Here is a 17,146-nt window from a genome sequence, read left to right as displayed (position 1 = left end):
ATGGCTAAGGGCTACTGGGTCAGTGTCTACCCCGCCATTTCCGACCCTGAGACTCTGACCGCCTACGGCGAGTTGGCCCGTCCGGCTGTCCAGGCTAGGGGCGGGCGCGTCCTGTCCCGTGACGGTCGAGTCGTCGCCCACGAGGCCGGTATCCCGCAACGCGTCGTTCTCGTCGAGTTCGACAGCTTTGAACAGGCCGTCTTGGCATACGAGAGCGAGGCGTACCAGAAGGCGCTGGCCGTCCTCCCCGGCGGCGTAGAGCGCGACTTCCGCATCGTCGAAGGCATCGACTGATTCAAATCGAGTCAGATCTTCACTGAGGATCCACCATTTCGGCCTTCGCTGGTGTGGCGGGGTTCGTGGGTGCTCGTGTCGCCTTTGCGCGCGGGAGACTGGCCACGACCTGGCCGTCCCGGCGCCGCAAGGCCAGCGGTTGACCGCCGATGTCGCCGACTTGCACCACCGGCAGTCCGCTCATCATCCACGATCCGGTGCAGGACGGCACCGGCCGAGGCAGGCAGGTAGGCTCCGGCACGCGTTCGGTCGGTCGTTGCGGTCGGTTCGCCTATCGGCGGACGCCGTTCGCGGTCGCCGGTTCGTTGAGCGTCGAAGGTGGGCCGATGTCCTGGCCGGATGTCACGGTGGTCGATGCGTGCGTACGGCGCGACGGCTGGGGCGGCAGCCCCACGGCCGTCACCGACGACGACCCGGCGGCGACGGACGCGGACCGGCGTGCGGTTGCCGCCGCGGCTGGCACCTCGCACGCGGCGTTCCTCGCCCCGGCGCGGACGCCGGACGGTGGGCTGCCGGTCCGGTTCTTCACCGCCACCGCCGAACTCTCCGGCTGCGGTCACGGCACCGTTGCCGTGCAGGCGGTCCGGCTGGCCCGCACCACGCTGGGCGAGTTGACCGACCGCCAGCACACCGGCGGGCGCACGTTCGACACCGTCGCGATCCGCCGCCCCGCTGGCATCGAGGTGTGGTTCGACCAGGGCCTCGTCGCGCTGCGTCGCCCGGCACCGGACGAGCGCGCCGCGATCATCGCCGCGCTCGGGCTCACCGCGGACGATCCGCATCCGACCGACGCGCCACGGATCGCCGCGCCCGGCGCACCGCGCATGCTGGTGCCGGTCTGCGACCGGTCGGCGCTGCTCCGAGTCCGTCCGCACCTCGGCAGGCTGACAGCGGCGTGCCGACGGTACGGGCTCCTCGGCTGTTTCGTGTACGCACCGCCGGTGGACGACCGACCGGGTGCGGCGCGGATGTTCGCGCCGGCGATCGGTGTCGACGAGGACGTCGCCAACGCCAACAGCACCGGCTGCCTGGCCGCCCACCTGCTCGGCACGACAGGGGCACAGACGATCGCGATCGAGGTGGAGCAGGGCGACACACTCGGTCGACCGGCCAGCGTGCTCGCTTCGGCCCGACGCGGGCCGGCGGGTATCACGACCCGGGTCGGCGGGTTGGCGGTAGTCCGCGACGGACACCGAGGCGCCGGCTAGACCGTCCTCTTCTGCGATCCGCACATGGGACCGGGTGCCGTCCGCTGCGGTCAAGTGTTGGCACTTGGTGCGGCCGTCAGCAGGACGCGATGTCGAGAGCGCGGCTATCCGTGCAGGTGAAGCGTGAGGCGAAGGGCCAGCCCGTGCGGCCAGCGCAGTCCGGACGGTAGACGCGCCCGCGCCACTCGCTCCTCCAGGAAGGTGCCGGACGGATACCACCGATCGTCGTCCAGGTGCGAAGAGTAGATGCGCGCGGTCTCGTGCTGCCACCAATAGTTGCCCTTGCGCGGCGGTACCGGCTCCACTCTCGGCGCCGTCTCCACGCAAGCGTCAACGACGCGGTGGCGACCTACTTGACGGCGTCGAGGTTGAGACAAGGACCTGCACGACCTGGTCGGCGAAGTGTCCACCCGCAGCAACGAGTTCCGCACCCGCTGAGGCGCACATAACGTCCGCCACCACGGGACCGGCACCAAACGCTTCCACCACCAGGCCGTCGGCGACCTCACCCTCGCCTACGAGGGGTCTCGAAATAGCCTCCGAACCCGGCTCCTCCTCCGAAGAAGGCCTCCGCCTACTCGCCTCCTGGGCCGCCACCCCTCGCACACCCTCGGAGGATGCGTCGTGTGGTCGGGGAACTCGGCGTCGACCACGGTGAGTCGGCTGCGAGCGCGGGTGTTCAGAGCTCCACGTCGGTGCGATGACGGCCAGTACGCGGCGGCAACCCGGCCAGAGCGTCGAAGACGTGCCGTACGGCTGCCAACCGCGCACATGCCAGCGCCTTGAGCGCGTGAGGTGGACCATGCGGGCCCAGGGGGTCGACCAGGATCGGATCGATAGGCCGCGTTGGACGAGTTTCTCGGCTGACGTTGGCGTGACCTCGCTTCGGCGTCATTACCGCTGACGTCGAAGCCGAGTTCGACATCGGCGGATGACGGCCGCTACGTCCGGCAGCGTCCGACCCGAATGGGTGGCGGTGATCGGGACCGGAGCCGCCGCCTCGGACGGTCACCGTCGGCCGACGGTGGAGCTGATCGTCGACCGGGTGACCGTCCAAGCGACGAATCAGGCCCGGGCTAGTCGCCCGCGAACAGGATGTCTCCGATGGGGCCGCCGACCACGACGTTCTTCGGAAGGCCCGGCGGACGGGCCGGGGTGGGGGCCGGATAGAACCGGCACGGGATCAGCCGTCCGGCCACGAGGTACTCGCCGACGCCCTGATCGGTGCCGCCCTGGTGCCTGGTGACGGTGAGGACGAAGACGAAGTACTGGCCGGGTCGCATCAGCCGGGTGTTGATCTGGAGCCGCATGAGTTCCGGGTCGCCGGGCACGTCGATGGGCTGGCTGTAAAGGCCCTTCGGGATATCGTCGATCTTGTAGGCATACGGCTGGCGGCAAAGGTAGGGCCCCTCGATGTAGAAGACCCTGGCGGGGACGCCGAGCTTGCTGAGCTGCCGAGACAACGCGTCGGCGTCGTGGAAGTCGCGGATGTCGATGTCGACAGTGCCGTCGGTGTGCTTGGTGACGGCGTACGCCGGGTCGGTGCCGCCCAGCGAGGTCACCAGCGTAGCCGTGACCGCGGCGACCGCGACCGCGGAGGCCGCGACCCACAAGCGCGGCCGGAGGTGTCCGGCAACGCCCCAGGTAGGAGCCCACGTCCCGACCGAGGCCCGGATCCGTGATCGGCTACGGCGCGGCGGCGTGGCTGCGGCGCGGGCCGCCACGATCTGCTTGAGCTCGGTCAGGCGGCGTTCTTCGAGAGCGTCCAGATCGGTCATGATGCTCCCTCCAGGGTCGCTACAGCCGCCGGGTTGAGCAGGCGGCGGGCACGGTGCAGCCGGACCCGCGCGGTGCCGGGCCGGATCTTCAAGATGGCCGCCGCCTCGGGGGCCGACAGACCGTCCACGTCGACGAGTTCCAGGACCGCCCGGAGCCCGTCCGGCAGGTCCGCGATGGCCGCCATGAGGTGCCGGGCCGCGCGCTCGGCGTCGATCCGCTCCTCCAGACGTTCGATGTCGTCGAGGCCCAAGGGCCTGCGGCCTCCGGCGCGGCGGTCCTTGTCGAGCTGCCGGGCACCGCGGCGGCGTTCGGCGGCCAGGACATTGCGGGCGATGCCCACCAGCCAGGCCGTCTCGCTGCCGAGCTTGGCCTGGTACCGGTCCGCCGTCTCGATGGCGGCCAGGAAGACCTCGGTGGTGAGGTCGTCCACAAGATGCGGATCGAGCACCCGGCGGGCCACGAAGCCGGTCACCATCCGGACGTGCCGCCGGTAGAAGGCGTCGAAGGCCTCCGGGTCAGTGCCGATGTCGAACATGCATCGCCGTCCTCCCTGCCAAGTCGCTTTGCCCACCTTGGGAGAACCGCAGGGAAGCGTTACACGCCGATGCGCCGCCCGGTCATTCGAGGAAGGGGTGCGCGCCGGCATACGACAGAAGCGGGCCGCGTGTTGATCACGGGTCAGCGAGGTGAGCGGTCCAGAGAGATGGTCGAGGGTGTCAGAGGCGATGGGGCGAACAGGCCTGGCTCAGGCCGTGGCGAGCGGGGCGTCGGAGGTTGTACGCCCACAAGAGGTGACCGCGAAACCCGCCCTGGTGCCACAAGGGCGAGCCGAAGTACGGGTCGACCGCCGTGGTTGCGCAGAATCGAAGACGACTGGAACTCGTCGTTGGCCAGCGCACGATCTGAGCCGCGCGACCGCCTCAGCGTTTCAACTCGTCCCCACTCCAAAGGACGCGCCGATGCACAGGAACGCCCAGATGAGCGAACACCACGGCGCACCCGGCGCAGCGCGGGCATCGCACCAAGACTCCGTTCGCGAATGCCGTGATCCACACCTTCAGATCGCGGAATCGGCTCAGCGGCGGACGCGGTAGCGGATGTGGGTGGCCTCGGGCGTGTCGAGCACTTGAACGATCTCTAACTCGATCTCCGACGGCAGGGTGTCGAACAACCGGCGCCCTGCGCCCAGGAGTACTGGAATGTGGTGGATCTGCACTTCGTCCAGCACTCCCGCCTTGAGAGCCTGCTGCACCGTGTACGCGCCGCCACGAATCTGGACGTCCCGTTCCCCGGCGGCGGCCTTCGCCTGCGCCATCGCGCTCTCGATCCCGTCGTTCACGTAGGTCACCAGCGGATAGCCCCACCTGGCGGCCGGGCCGGGCGGCCGGTGGCTGGGGACGAAGATCGGAAGACCGCCGTGAGAGCCGCCCCAGTGGTCCATGAGCTCAGCGGTCCGCCGTCCCGCGAGGATCGCGCCAGCCCCGTTCCATTCGTCCTGGAACTGCTTGACCGGCTCGGGATGCTGGTCCGAGTCGGCCCACTTGTGCAGCCGCTCGCCATCGTCGCCGCCAAGGAAGTCGTTGGGATCGGCGATGTACCCGTCGAGGGACATCGACATGTCGAGCACTGACTTGGACATGGCCCACTCCTTGTCTCGCGGCGATGGCCCCTCGGCCGCCGCCTGCTCCCGGGCTTGGAATTAACTGTGTCCCTAGGACACTGTGTACGGTAGATACAGTTTCGGGGGATGGCAAGGGAGGCGACGTGGCGGTCAACGAGGATCCGAGGACACTGGCGGAACTGTTGTGGGGCCTGCGAAAGCCGCGCGTCAGAGGCCCCAGGCCCGCCTTCGATCTCGCCCGGCTGGCAGACACCGCCGTCGAGGTCGCCGATACCGAGGGCCTGGAGGCGGTCTCCATGCACCGCATCGCCGCCGAGCTCGGCCTCACCAAGATGGCCCTGTACCGCTATGTCAACGGCAAGACAGAGCTGATGGCCATCATGATCGAGGCGGCGGTCGGGACACCCCCCGACCTGAGCGGGGCGGCCGGCTGGCGGGCCAAGCTGGAGGAGTACGCCCGCGGACTGTCCGCCGCCTGGCGGCGCCACCCCTGGCTGCCGTCGGTCACCGTGGGCGACCGCGTCATGGGCCCGCGTGAGACCGCATGGTCCGAAACAGCTCTCAGCGCCCTCACCGACACCCCCCTGACCGAACGCGAACGGCTCGACGCGGTCATGATGGTGTCCCACCACATCCGCGCCACACACCCGCCCGCCACCCAAGGCACTCAGACCTGGACGGACGGCAGCGCCGCTCGCGTCATGCGCGACCTGCTACTCCTCAACGCCGACCGTTTCCCGCTGCTGGCCAACACCGTGGCCATCCCCTCGACCACCACGACCCGGGAGTTCGGCCTCCTCGCCCTCCTTGACGGCCTCGAACGCACCATCACTCAACGCACCCACAGCAACGGCGACGACCCAACGGCTCCGCGCTCAAATCTTCCGTAAGCAGCAACCACCAGCGGGTCCCCGAACACGATCCGCCCAGCGGCGCGGGCTGCACGGAGTTCCCCTCCTGCGTCGGGTTCTCGGTGGAATGCCATGACTCGCTCACCGTGGGCTTCTGCGACGACTTCACCGACCCCGCCTGGCAACCGGCCGCGCGCGAGCGCGCCGTCGAGGTGCTGACCGAGGCCGACCACCGCATCGAGCCGCACCCCTGCGACGAGGACGACGAGCTGCGGGCGGTCCGGCCACGCTGGCTATGGGGAGCGGAAGCGGCCTTGCCTGGGCGCGGGGAGCCGATGACGGCGTGGGAAGGCGCCGCCCCGCAGGCCCACAACTGCGGGTGCCGTTAACGGGCCAGGTAAGGGCCCGGAGACGGTGATCAGGCGGCCCAGCGTCGGACCGTGAACCGCGTTCCGTCGCGGCCGATCTCAAGGGCGCCCGGCCCGCAGAAATGAGCCGGCAGGACCAGCGCGGCGGTGTCCGCGGCCCGTTCGAGGATGCGGCGGCGGGTTCGGGCGGCGGCCGACGGGTCGTGGCAGAAGCAGCTGGAGGCGTCCGGTGCCAGAATTTGGACGGGCGTGTGGAGCAGGTCACCGACGAAGAGCGCACGCTCACCTTCGGACTCCAGAGCGAGCACGCCGTGTCCCGGCGTGTGTCCGGGTGCGGGGTCGAGCCGCAGGTTCTCGTCGATGAGGCAATGGTCGTCCCAGATGAGCGCCTGCCCGGAACGCAGCACCGGCTCTACCGACCGGGCATGGACAACGGCGCTGCGCCCGGGTTCCTCCACCAGCGTCTCGGGGTCGAAGAAGGCGAGGTCGGGCGCGGAGAACAGATACTGGGCCCGCGGGAAGAACGGGACGTGCTCGCCGTCGTCCTCGCGGGTGTTCCAGCCGACGTGGTCGGCGTGCAGATGCGTGCACACCACGAGGTCGATGTCGCCGGGCGCCACGTCTGCGGCGGCCAGCGCCGCCGGCAGGTCCGCGCCGACGGGGACGCCCTCCCGGCCCGGGTCGGGGGCCAGACCGGTGTCGATGAGGATCGTGCGCCCGCCACTGCGCAGCAGCCAACTGTGGACGGAGATGCGGACGCGGCCGGAGACGGGGTCCCAGTGATCGGGAGCGAGCCAGGCACGGTTCGCCTCCCAAAGGTCGGGGCCGGTGCCGGGGAGCAGCGCGGCGGGGCGCAGAGGCAGATTCTCGAAGTGCGGGATCCTGGTCACCGAGACCGCGCCGATGTCGAACGTGTGCATACGCTGATCCTCATGACGACCCGGCGGGACCGAAAGAAGGCACCTTCATGTCCACTGACATGGCGGCCGTTGGCCCGGTGACAACCGGAGCAGCGACGGACGGCGCAGTGACGCGCCGGCCCGTCGTCACCACCGCCGAATACGGCGCGTGCCCGGTGACGGGCGTCCTGCGGCGGGTCGGCGACAAGTGGAGTCCCGCAGTGATCCGGCTGCTCGCCGAGCGGCCGCACGGCTTCAACGAACTGGACCGAGCCATCGAGGGGATCAGCCGCCGCGTGCTCACTCGCACCCTGCGAGCGCTGGAGGCCGAGGGGCTGGTGAGCCGGACTCCGGCATCCGGCAGAGCGGGCCGCGTGGAGTACGCGCTGACCGGAGTCGGGGCGTCGCTGCGCGAGCAACTCGCCGCACTGGGCCGATGGGCCGTCGAGCACGCCGCCGACCTGCACATGGATCCACCGGCAGGCGACATGATGCAACCATGACCGGTGGTGCCGCGGTGCGACCCACGAGTCGGAGCTCAGCGCTCGATCCGCTCGTCACGGCAGTGCGGCGGTAACTCCTCCCGCACCCGATCCGGGTGGCGTTCGGCGTGCGCAAGCTCAGCCGCCAGCCACCGCGTCAGCATCGGACTGCGCTTGCCCGCCATGAGCTTTCAGCTCGTCCTGAAGCGCAGTCCAGTGCTCGACAAGCTTGTCCATCTCAACCGGTAAAGGCACCCAAACTGGCACGGGTGGTGCGCCGGCTGCCAAGCCGAGCACCGTCGCGCAGGCCGCCGACGCCGCGGACCAGGGCTGGCCGCCGCCAAGCACCACCGCTACGCCACCGACGGCCGAGCCGAACGCTCAGCCGTCGTTGTATCCCCACTCCAATTAGCTACAACGCGTCCTGACGATCTTTCTCTGGCGTATGCCAGCCGTCTTCTCTCGAACTCACGGTCCTGACCGGGGGGACGAGGACGCGTCGTGTGGTCGGGGAACTCGGCGTCGACCACGGTGGGTCGGCTGGGGCGTCCACGCGTCCACGTCGGTGCTGATGACGGCGAGCACGCGGACACACCTGCCAGGGCGTCGCAGACGTGCCGTACGGCTGCCACTCGTGCTCATGCCAGGGCCTTGAGCGCGCTAGGTGAGCCGAGCGAGCCGAACGTCCGTGGGGTGGTCAAGGTGCGAAGAACTATCCCTTCTTCTAGTTCAGAGCTGGGCTCTGAAAATCGGTCGCGACATCGCGATACATAATCGCGAAACGTGATCGCGATTGTGAGACACTGTCGGGCATGAGTGATGAGCTGCGTACCAGCCCTGACCAGGACGGCGGCCGCGACGAGAGTGGTCGCACTGGTGCCGTGGCTTCACGTGAGGATGAGGAGGGCGTTCCTGGCGGGCTTCGCGTGGGGGCGGGGGAGGGCTGGCGTTGTGCGCTGAACGAGTGGGAGCCGTGCGACCGTCCGGCGCCTCCACCGGCGGTGGACGCTGAGGGCCGCCGCAAAGGGGGCAAGCCGCCCAAGTACTGCTCCAAGGCGCACGCCGACCGCGCCTCCCAGCTACGGCGCCGCGCCGCCGCGACCGTCACCGATGGTGCGCTCCACCGGTTCCAGGAGGCCTTCGATCAGCTCGTGCCCGGCCTGCGCGACACCGCCGCCGAGATCGCCGCGCTGCTGGAGCTCGGCACTGAGATCCGTACCGGGCTGCTGGAGCGCGTCGCGACGGCCGAGCGCGCCGAGGCCGACGCTCGCGCCGAGGCCAGAGCCGCCGAACAGGCCGCCGACACCGCCGCGCGCAGCGAGGCCCGCGCCCGCGCCGCCGCCCGGGACGCTACCGAGGCCAGAGAGAAAGCCGAGCGTGACGCCCGCCGGGCGGTCGCTGAAGCCGACCGGCGCGACCGCGAGGCGGCCGAGCGGATCGCCGAACACGAACGCGTGCGCGGCGCAGCCGAGACCGAACGCGACCTGGCCGTGGCTGCGCGAGAGGAGGCCCGCAGCGAGCGTGACACCGCCCGCAGCGAGGTTGCTATCGCCGTAACCCGCCTCCGTGAACTGGACGAGGAACTGCGCGCGCTCCGCGCCGACCGCGATGAGCGAGCGGCCCGATTGGAAGCCGTAACCGCCGATCTGGCCGAAGCACGCCGCCAGCACGCCGCCGATACCGCGACCATCGCCGACCTCACCGCGCAGGTGCAGCGGCACGAGCAGGAAAGCGAACGGCTCCTGCGGGAGGCCGCCGCACAGATGGACGCCGTCCGGACGCAGGCCGAACAGGCCGTTGCCCAAGCCGAGGCTCAGCGTCGTCGAGCCGAGGAGGAGGCCACTGAACTGCGCAACGAACGGGACGACGCACGCACCGATCTCGCGGTTGACCGCGCCGCCCGCACCGCACAGTTCCAGGCCCTCGAACGCGAGCGCGATGCCGCCCGCGCCGAAGCCGCTGAGCAGCGCGAACGCGCTGCACTGGCCGAACAACGCGCGGCCAATGTCTCAGACACCCGGCAGACTGGCCTCGGCGGCGAGACCATCTCCGACCATGGCCAGGCTAGACCGCCGGAGCCTCGCTGAGAGCGCTGAGAGGGGCCTATGGAGCGCGCGGCATGGTGCGTTTTGGCGTGCTTCTATGGCTGGCGGCCCACCCCGGGGGGCGGCTGGACGTTCTGGTCGATCAGGGGGTGTGGGGCTCCGCCGGTGGCAGGTAGGGGCGGAAATGGTCGGCGACGATGTCCGCGACGGTTGCGGCGTCGTGGGATCCGTCGACCTCGATCACGCGGATGCCGAGGCGCTCGGCGGAGCGGACGGCGTCGTCGGCGACGAGGCGGTCCCGTTCCAGCCGGTTGCGCACGGCTCGGTCGGGGTCGCTGACGCGGGCGCCGAGGGTGGCGGCGCGGGGGAGTTCGCGGAACTGGCGCTCGCGGAAGGACGGGGTGGGCACCATGACGACCATCCGCCGGGGCGAGTCGATGATCGGGGCGACCAGCTCAGGGCGGAGCCCCCAGCCCTCGGCGATGATGGGACGCCCGGAGACCAGGCAGCGCAGATCGTCCAAGGCCCACTCGAACCGGACGGGGAAGCCGGCCAGCGTCTCGGCGGCCATGTCCTGTGGTGTGGTGTTCACCCAGGTCTGGTCGGGGTCCGGGTCGGCGAGAGGCTGCCCGAGCCGGGCTCGGCGCGCGATCCGGCGGTCGTTGTGGCCGCGGGCGTCGTGGTGGTCGTAGTGGTAGGCGGTCAGCCCGTACCGGACGGCCAGCGTCCGGGCGACGGTGGACTTGCCGGCCCACTGCCCGCCGGTGATCCACAGGGCGCGGCGGAGCGTGCCGAAAGGGTCCCAGGCGTCGTTCCCCGTCACAGATCTCCTCACGCGAGCCGGCCGGTACCACCGGCACTGTAGGGGGTGCGGACGGATCACCGTGAACACTCGTCACCGCTGCATCCTCGGGTCGTGCGTGGGGTCGGCGTACATGGGCGGGCAGCCACGATCGGCGGCGTCGGCGCGCAGTTCGTAGTGCCAGGGTTCGTTCCGGTAGATCTGGCAGAGCCCGTACCTGGCGCCATTGCGGGACAGCCACGCCGACGCGTCGGAGTGCCCGATGTCGACCGCGTTCCCCGACACGTGCGGGGACGTCGCCGGGGTGGCCACCCAACGGGCGGCCTCGTGTTCGGACCCGTACTTGGCGATCGCGTCGCGCAGGAGCCGCTCCTGGTACTCCGGGGAGCGCCAGCCGCTGTTGACGTAGAACGTGACGCCGTCATCGGCGGCGTCCGACGCGGCCCGGCGGAGGCTCGTGAGCAGCTTCGGATTGAGCCTGGTCACGGCCGCGGTCGTGTCATCGAAGACCGTCACGCCGTCGGGGACGACACCGTCGGCCTCGCCGAGCGCGCCGCGGCGCGGGGCACGGGGTGTCTTCGAGGAAGGCGCGGCCGAGAGGGATTCCATGGACGGTGCGGGCAGCGAGGCCTTAAGGCGTGGTGCGGCCGAGGAGGACGAGGAGCCGTGCAGCAGGCAGCCGGAGATCGCGATGGTCGCCGCTACGACGGCTGCCAGGCCGGCGCCAAGGAACCGGCGGGTCCTCGTATGCGCTGGTGAGGGAGTTCGCGTCATGCCGCCAGTCAAGGCAGCGCGCTGTTGCCGACCCGTATGCGCTTCTTGATATGCCGACGATATGGAGCGGGAGCCATCGCGGGACCGCAGGTGAAGACCGGCTCTGGTTGTGACGTGTGTCACCCAGGCGCGGGTGTCACAGGGCGGTGGAAGGCGGCGTCTTGTGCGTGTGCCACAGTCGAAAGCCGATCAGCAGGAGCCGGGAATGAGCGAGCACAGCGAACGATCAGCGGAGGCGGCCGAGGCGGACGGCCCCCGCCTGGATCGGGCCACCGAGGCGTTCGTCACTCACCGCAACCTGCTGTTCACCGTCGCCTACGAGATGCTCGGTTCGGCCGCCGACGCCGAGGACGTCCTTCAGGAGACCTGGCTGCGCTGGGTCGGGGTCGACCTCGACACCGTGCGGGACCAGCGCGCCTACCTGGTGCGGATCGCGACCCGGCAGGCTCTGACCCGGCTGCGCGTCCTCGGGCGGCGCCGGGAGTCCTACGTGGGGCCGTGGCTGCCCGAGCCGCTGCTGACCGCGCCGGACGTGGCCGACGACGTGGAGCTCGCCGACAGCGTGTCGATGGCGATGCTGCTGGTGCTGGAGACGCTGGGCCCGGTCGAGCGCGCGGTGTTCGTCCTGCGCGAGGTGTTCGACCTGGGCTATGACGAGATCGCCGAGGCCGTCGGGAAGAACCCGGCGGCGGTCCGGCAGATCGCGCACCGGGCCCGGGCCCACGTCGCCGCGCGGCGGCCGCACGACGTCGCCTCCGCCGCCGACACCCGGGCGGCGATGGAGGCGTTCCAGCGGGCGGTCGAGACGGGCGACCTCCAGGGCCTGGTGGACGTCCTCGCGCCGGACGTCGTGCTGCTCAGCGACGGCGGCGGGGTCAAGCAGGCCGTGCAGCGGCCGATCGTCGGGGCCGGCAAGGTGGCCCGCCTCCTCGCGGGCGGCCTGCGCAGGCTCGACGCCCAGGCGACGTTCGAGGCGGTCGAGGTCAACGGCCGCCCGGGGCTCGTCCTGCGGATCGATGGGGAGGTCGACACCGTGGTGGCGATGCGGATCGAGGACGGCCTGATCACCGGGTGCTACTTCGTCCGCAACCCCGAGAAGCTGTCGCACGTCCAGCGGGAGACCGTGCTGAGCCGCTGAGCCCCCGCCGCTTCGAGTGATCAGGAATCGAGAAGCGCTGGTCACCGGGCTGCGGCTAGCCTCATCTCCATCGACCGACACCGGACATACTGCTCAGAGCCACTGAGACCAAACCGGGCGAGGCCGGCAGGGGGACCGCGAGAGCGGCTCCGCCCGGCGGATGGAGACACGGAGAGCATGGCCGAGAGCACCGACGACGCGCGGCCCGCGGGGCACGCCGCCGACAGCCACGACCTGATCCGCGTGCACGGCGCGCGCGAGAACAACCTCAAGGACGTCAGCATCGAGATCCCCAAACGGCGGCTCACGGTGTTCACCGGCGTCTCCGGGTCGGGCAAGTCCTCGCTGGTGTTCAGCACGATCGCGGCGGAGTCGCAGCGGCTGATCAACGAGACCTACAGCACGTTCGTGCAGGGGTTCATGCCGACGCTCGCGCGGCCCGAGGTGGACGTCCTGGAGGGGCTGACCACCGCGATCATCGTCGACCAGCAGCGGCTGGGCGCCGACCCCCGCTCCACCGTCGGCACCGCCACCGACGTCAACGCGATGCTGCGCATCCTGTTCAGCCGCCTCGGGCGGCCGCACATCGGGCCGCCGAGCGCGTACGCGTTCAACGTGCCGTCGGTCCGGGCGAGCGGGGCGATCACGGTCGAGCGCGGCAACCGCAAGGCCGAGCGGGCGACGTTCACCCGCACCGGCGGCATGTGCCCGCGCTGCGAGGGCCGCGGGACGGTCTCCGACATCGACCTCACCCAGCTCTACGACGAGTCGAAGTCGATCGCCGAGGGCGCGTTCACCATCCCCGGCTGGAAGTCCGACAGCTTCTGGACGGTGCGCGTCTACGCCGAGTCGGGCTTCCTCGACCCGAACAAGCCGATCGGCAAGTTCACCGAGCAGGAGATGCAGGACTTCCTCTACCGGGAGCCGACCAAGGTGAAGGTCGAGGGCGTCAACCTGACCTACGAGGGCCTGATCCCCAAGATCCAGAAGTCGTTCCTGTCCAAGGACAGGGAGTCGCTCCAGCCGCACATCCGCGCGTTCGTCGACCGCGCGGTCACCTTCACCACCTGCCCGGAGTGCGACGGCACCCGGCTCAGCGAGGGCGCCCGCTCGTCCAAGATCGACGGGATCAGCATCGCGGACGCCTGCGCGATGCAGATCAGCGATCTGGCCGAGTGGGTCCGCGGCCTGGACGAGCCGTCGGTCGCGCCGCTGCTCACCGCGCTGCGGCAGACCCTGGACTCGTTCTCGGACATCGGGCTGGGCTACCTCTCGCTCGAACGGCCGTCCGGCACGCTGTCGGGCGGCGAGGCGCAGCGCGTCAAGATGATCCGCCACCTCGGGTCGTCGCTGACCGACGTCACCTACGTGTTCGACGAGCCCAGCATCGGCCTGCACCCGCACGACATCCAGCGGATGAACGAGCTGCTGCTGCAACTCCGCGACAAGGGCAACACCGTCCTGGTCGTGGAGCACAAGCCGGAGACCATCGCGATCGCCGACCACGTCGTCGACCTCGGCCCCGGCGCGGGAACGGCGGGTGGCACCATCTGCTTCGAGGGCACCGTCGAAGGGCTGCGGGCGTCCGGCACGATCACCGGCCGCCACCTCGACGACCGCGCCACCCTGAAGGAGACCGTCCGCCGGCCCACCGGGAAGCTAGAGATCCGCGGCGCGAACGCCCACAACCTCCGGGACGTGGACGTCGACATCCCGCTCGGCGTCCTGACCGTCGTCACCGGCGTCGCCGGGTCCGGGAAGAGCTCGCTGATCCACGGGTCGCTGCCCGGCCGCGACGGCGTCGTCCTGATCGACCAGGGCGCGATCAAGGGGTCGCGGCGCAGCAACCCGGCCACCTACACCGGGCTGCTGGACCCGATCCGCAAGGCGTTCGCCAAGGCCAACGGCGTGAAGCCGGCCCTGTTCAGCGCCAACTCCGAGGGCGCCTGCCCCACCTGCAACGGCGCCGGCGTCATCTACACCGACCTGGTGACGATGGCGGGCGTCGCCGCGCCCTGCGAGGACTGCGAGGGCAAGCGGTTCCAGGCGGCGGTGCTGGAGTACAGGCTCGGCGGCCGCGACATCAGCGAGGTGCTCGCGATGCCGGTGGACGAGGCCGAGGAGTTCTTCGGCTCCGGGGACGCGCGCACGCCCGCAGCGCACCGCATCCTCGGCCGGCTCTCCGACGTGGGGCTCGGCTACCTGGGCATCGGCCAGCCGCTCACCACGCTGTCCGGCGGCGAGCGGCAGCGCCTCAAGCTCGCCACGCACATGGCCGACAAGGGCGGTGTCTACGTCCTGGACGAACCCACCACCGGCCTGCACCTCGCCGACGTCGAGCAGCTCCTCGGCCTGCTGGACCGGCTCGTCGACTCCGGCACCTCCGTCGTCGTCATCGAGCACCACCAGGCCGTCATGGCCCACGCCGACTGGATCATCGACCTCGGCCCCGGCGCGGGCCACGACGGCGGCACCGTCGTCTACCAGGGCACCCCCGCCGACCTCGTCGCCGCCCGCTCCACCCTCACCGGCCGCCACCTCGCCGACTACGTCGGCGCCTGACCGGAGGTGAGGTGACCGCACTCGCGGTCACCTCACCCGGTCACCCGGATCCGAGAACGGCGCAGAGATCTGTTCTCGGCGGCTTCTGGACGTTGATGCCCATCATCCAACCGTCCTTGGACGTGCGGACCATGCCGAAAACGAGCGTGGATCCGGCGGGTTGCTTGTCGGGATGGATCACCGCGACCGTCCTGGAACCCGGGGACGTGGATTGGTCGACGAATCCGGGAGCGGGCACGATGTTGTCGTTACGGTCGCCGGGATCGCGGCGCAGAGGCCGCTCACCGCGACGGCAGTGACCGCGATGCGCGCCGGCCTGCGCCATCGGGCCGCCGCTCTCGGCGCGGTCGGCTGCGTCTGCTCTGCGGCGGCGGCCTCGGTCACCGTGAGGCCGTCGACCGCGATCAGCTCCAGCACGGCGCGTTCGCCGGCGTGCAGGGCGGCCATCTCCATGTGGACGCGGCGGGCCCCTTCCGCCGCGTCGATGCGTTCTTCGAAATGACCGATGTCGTCCGCGTCGAGCAGCCGCCGGCCGGCCACCGTGAGATCCGCGGCCACATGCGGGTCGGCTACGCGCCGCACCACGAAACGCAGTACGTCATCGACATGGCGGAGATAAAAGGCGGTGAAGGGGCTCGAATCGACGCCGCACAGCCTCGGGTCGGGATCGGTCGCAGGACGTCCGTCCTGCGACCGCCCCATCGTCGGTTCCCGTTCTTTTCGTCGCACAACCATGAGTGGTCGCCGCCGCTGAGGGCGTTACCACCGCAGGTCACCTCACACCGACCGACTCGTTCGCGTGTTGTTCCGGACGGTCCCGCCGTCCGGAACACACGCTTCGCGCCACGGCCGCGACTACCGTGCCAGGTCGGCCTGGGCGTTGAGCCGGGTGAGCTTCCGCGGGTTCCTCATCAGGTAGACGTGGGTGATGCGCCCGCCGTCCACCACGACGCTCACCGCGGTCGGCTCGCCGTCGATCTCGAAACGGCCCGCGGGGGCGCCGTTGAGCCACACCGTCGCCGTCTCGAACGCCTCCGGCGCCCGGTCGGCGCGCGCGAGGACCGCCGCGACCCGCTCGGCCCCGTGGACCGGCGCCAGCGCCGCGGCCGCGACCCCGCCGCCGTCGGCGACCAGGACCACGTCCGGCGCCATCACCTCCATCAGCTCCTGCAACCGGCCGGTCCGCACCGCGGCCAGGAACCGCTCCAGCACGGCCTGCTGCTCGGACCGGCTCACCCGCACCCGCGGCCGCCGGGCCGCCACGTGCTCCCGGGCCCGCCGGATGATCTGGCGCACCGCGGCCGCCGACTTCCCGACGGCCTCCCCGATCTCCCCGTACGGCATGTCGAAGACCTCCCGGAGCACGAACACCGCCCGCTCCGTCGGCCCGAGCGTCTCCAGGACGGTCAGCATCGCGATCGAGACGCTCTCGGCGAGCTCGACGTCCTCGGCGACGTCGGGGCTGGTCAGCAGCGGCTCGGGCAGCCACTCGCCGACGTAGTCCTCGCGCCTGCGCGCCACCGTCCGCAGCCGGTTCAGCGCCTGCCGGGTGACGACCCGGACCAGGTAAGCCCGCGGGTCCCGCACCTGCGAGGCGTCGACGTCGGCCCACCGCAGCCACGCATCCTGCAGGACGTCCTCGGCGTCGGCCGCCGACCCGAGCATCTCGTAGGCGACGGTGAACAGCAGGCTGCGATGGACGACGAACGGATCCTCGCTCATGCCGGCGACACCGCGCCGGACGGCCCGGAGCGCGCCGCGGCCGGACGCGCCGCCAGCGGGACCTCGCACACGGCGGAGAAGCCCTGCGACTCGACCCCGTTCGCGACGTTGGCCCTGGTCGCGAGGTTGACGTAGGCGACGAACGCGGTGAGCTCGACCATCGCCGCCGGGCCGAGCCGGTCGAGCAGGCCCGCGTACATCGCGTCGGTGACGGTCGGCGGCGTGTCCGTCATCGCCTCGGCATACTCCATCACATCCCGCTCCAGCGGCGTGAACGCCTCCGACTCCCGCCAGCGCGGCACCTGGCTCGCCTTCGACACGTCCAAGCCCTGGTTGTGCGCCTGGAAGTAGCCGACGTCCAAGCACCAGCCGCAGCCGACCCGCGCCGCGACGACCATGTGAGCGAACGACTTGAGGGCCGCGTCGACCGCGTCCCACGCGCCGATCCTGGCGCCGAACTCCAGGTTGTCCTGGGCGACCGGGGGGCTGTGCCAGAGCACCTCGACGTTCTCCGGCACGGCGCCGAGCTGCTCGATCATCTTCTCCTTGAGCTCCGCTGGGAGCTCGGCCTTCGGGACGCGTAGCGCCATGGTGTCCTCCT

17 protein-coding genes are annotated in these 17,146 nt (G+C 70.7%); 8 read left to right on the top strand and 9 right to left on the bottom strand.

Annotated elements, in window-relative coordinates; all coding sequences use genetic code 11:
• Nucleotides 1-294, top strand: coding sequence for a DUF1330 domain-containing protein (locus tag E1300_RS03635; RefSeq protein WP_131755419.1), 294 nt, complete (start codon nucleotides 1-3; stop codon nucleotides 292-294).
• Between the two features lie 197 nt (nucleotides 295-491).
• The gene (locus tag E1300_RS03630) at nucleotides 492-1,502 is read left to right on the top strand and encodes a PhzF family phenazine biosynthesis protein (protein WP_207399458.1); all 1,011 of its coding nucleotides are present in this window, start codon (nucleotides 492-494) and stop codon (nucleotides 1,500-1,502) included.
• A 1,076-nt stretch (nucleotides 1,503-2,578) separates the two neighbouring features.
• On the opposite strand, the gene E1300_RS03620 is transcribed toward E1300_RS03630, so the two are convergent.
• The 3 genes from E1300_RS03620 to E1300_RS03610 all read right to left on the bottom strand — a co-directional run bounded on the left by E1300_RS03620 (nucleotide 2,579) and on the right by E1300_RS03610 (nucleotide 4,920).
• On the bottom strand, nucleotides 2,579-3,280 hold the full coding sequence (locus tag E1300_RS03620) for a hypothetical protein (RefSeq protein ID WP_131755418.1): 702 nt from the start codon (nucleotides 3,278-3,280) through the stop codon (nucleotides 2,579-2,581).
• Nucleotides 3,277-3,816 (bottom strand): RNA polymerase sigma factor, encoded by a 540-nt coding sequence (locus E1300_RS03615; RefSeq protein WP_131755417.1) that lies wholly within the window; start codon nucleotides 3,814-3,816, stop codon nucleotides 3,277-3,279. The genes E1300_RS03620 and E1300_RS03615 overlap by 4 nt, the downstream gene beginning before the upstream one ends.
• A gap of 540 nt (nucleotides 3,817-4,356) precedes the next feature.
• A complete protein-coding gene (locus E1300_RS03610) occupies nucleotides 4,357-4,920 on the bottom strand; it encodes a dihydrofolate reductase family protein (RefSeq protein ID WP_131755416.1) in 564 nt (187 codons plus the stop codon).
• 125 nt (nucleotides 4,921-5,045) lie between these two features.
• Between E1300_RS03610 and E1300_RS03605 the strand changes: the two genes are divergently transcribed.
• The gene (locus E1300_RS03605; protein WP_207399457.1) at nucleotides 5,046-5,792 is read left to right on the top strand and encodes a TetR/AcrR family transcriptional regulator; all 747 of its coding nucleotides are present in this window, start codon (nucleotides 5,046-5,048) and stop codon (nucleotides 5,790-5,792) included.
• An 83-nt stretch (nucleotides 5,793-5,875) separates the two neighbouring features.
• Nucleotides 5,876-6,142, top strand: a complete 267-nt coding sequence (locus tag E1300_RS03600; protein ID WP_131755414.1) for a hypothetical protein — start codon at nucleotides 5,876-5,878, stop codon at nucleotides 6,140-6,142.
• A gap of 29 nt (nucleotides 6,143-6,171) precedes the next feature.
• On the opposite strand, the gene E1300_RS03595 is transcribed toward E1300_RS03600, so the two are convergent.
• Nucleotides 6,172-7,041 carry an MBL fold metallo-hydrolase gene (locus tag E1300_RS03595; protein ID WP_131755413.1) on the bottom strand — a complete coding sequence of 290 codons (870 nt, stop codon included), beginning with the start codon at nucleotides 7,039-7,041 and terminating at the stop codon, nucleotides 6,172-6,174.
• A 107-nt stretch (nucleotides 7,042-7,148) separates the two neighbouring features.
• Here E1300_RS03595 and E1300_RS03590 point away from each other — a divergent pair, with 107 nt between their 5' ends.
• Together E1300_RS03590 and E1300_RS03585 are read left to right on the top strand one after the other, a co-directional pair.
• Nucleotides 7,149-7,523 (top strand): winged helix-turn-helix transcriptional regulator, encoded by a 375-nt coding sequence (locus tag E1300_RS03590; RefSeq protein WP_242618924.1) that lies wholly within the window; start codon nucleotides 7,149-7,151, stop codon nucleotides 7,521-7,523.
• 791 nt (nucleotides 7,524-8,314) lie between these two features.
• A complete protein-coding gene (locus tag E1300_RS03585; RefSeq protein WP_131755412.1) occupies nucleotides 8,315-9,589 on the top strand; it encodes a coiled-coil domain-containing protein in 1,275 nt (424 codons plus the stop codon).
• A 100-nt stretch (nucleotides 9,590-9,689) separates the two neighbouring features.
• On the opposite strand, the gene E1300_RS03580 is transcribed toward E1300_RS03585, so the two are convergent.
• Both E1300_RS03580 and E1300_RS03575 read right to left on the bottom strand, forming a co-directional pair.
• On the bottom strand, nucleotides 9,690-10,370 hold the full coding sequence (locus E1300_RS03580) for a hypothetical protein (protein ID WP_131755411.1): 681 nt from the start codon (nucleotides 10,368-10,370) through the stop codon (nucleotides 9,690-9,692).
• A 72-nt stretch (nucleotides 10,371-10,442) separates the two neighbouring features.
• Nucleotides 10,443-10,958, bottom strand: coding sequence for a M15 family metallopeptidase (locus tag E1300_RS03575; RefSeq protein ID WP_207399456.1), 516 nt, complete (start codon nucleotides 10,956-10,958; stop codon nucleotides 10,443-10,445).
• A gap of 370 nt (nucleotides 10,959-11,328) precedes the next feature.
• On the opposite strand from E1300_RS03575, the gene E1300_RS03570 reads away from it, so the two are divergent.
• Entirely contained in the window at nucleotides 11,329-12,261 is a 933-nt protein-coding gene (locus E1300_RS03570; RefSeq protein ID WP_131755409.1) for an RNA polymerase sigma-70 factor, read from the top strand.
• 177 nt (nucleotides 12,262-12,438) lie between these two features.
• Nucleotides 12,439-14,823 carry an ATP-binding cassette domain-containing protein gene (locus E1300_RS03565; protein WP_131755408.1) on the top strand — a complete coding sequence of 795 codons (2,385 nt, stop codon included), beginning with the start codon at nucleotides 12,439-12,441 and terminating at the stop codon, nucleotides 14,821-14,823.
• A gap of 177 nt (nucleotides 14,824-15,000) precedes the next feature.
• Here E1300_RS03565 and E1300_RS03560 read toward each other — a convergent pair whose 3' ends face one another.
• The 3 genes from E1300_RS03560 to E1300_RS03550 form a co-directional block, all read right to left on the bottom strand.
• Complete coding sequence (locus E1300_RS03560; protein ID WP_131755407.1) at nucleotides 15,001-15,525, bottom strand: RNA polymerase sigma factor; 525 nt, start codon at nucleotides 15,523-15,525, stop codon at nucleotides 15,001-15,003.
• A 153-nt stretch (nucleotides 15,526-15,678) separates the two neighbouring features.
• Nucleotides 15,679-16,545, bottom strand: a complete 867-nt coding sequence (locus E1300_RS03555; protein WP_131755406.1) for an RNA polymerase sigma-70 factor — start codon at nucleotides 16,543-16,545, stop codon at nucleotides 15,679-15,681.
• Nucleotides 16,542-17,135: a carboxymuconolactone decarboxylase family protein gene (locus E1300_RS03550; RefSeq protein ID WP_131755405.1), complete on the bottom strand. Its 594-nt coding sequence runs from the start codon at nucleotides 17,133-17,135 to the stop codon at nucleotides 16,542-16,544. The genes E1300_RS03555 and E1300_RS03550 overlap by 4 nt, the downstream gene beginning before the upstream one ends.
• Nucleotides 17,136-17,146: the final 11 nt, after the last annotated feature.

The organism is Actinomadura fibrosa (assembly GCF_900659615.1).
In the GTDB taxonomy this organism is placed as follows: domain Bacteria; phylum Actinomycetota; class Actinomycetes; order Streptosporangiales; family Streptosporangiaceae; genus Spirillospora; species Spirillospora fibrosa.
Note: the sequence above shows the minus strand (reverse complement) of the source record. Positions and strands in the feature narration are given on the sequence as shown.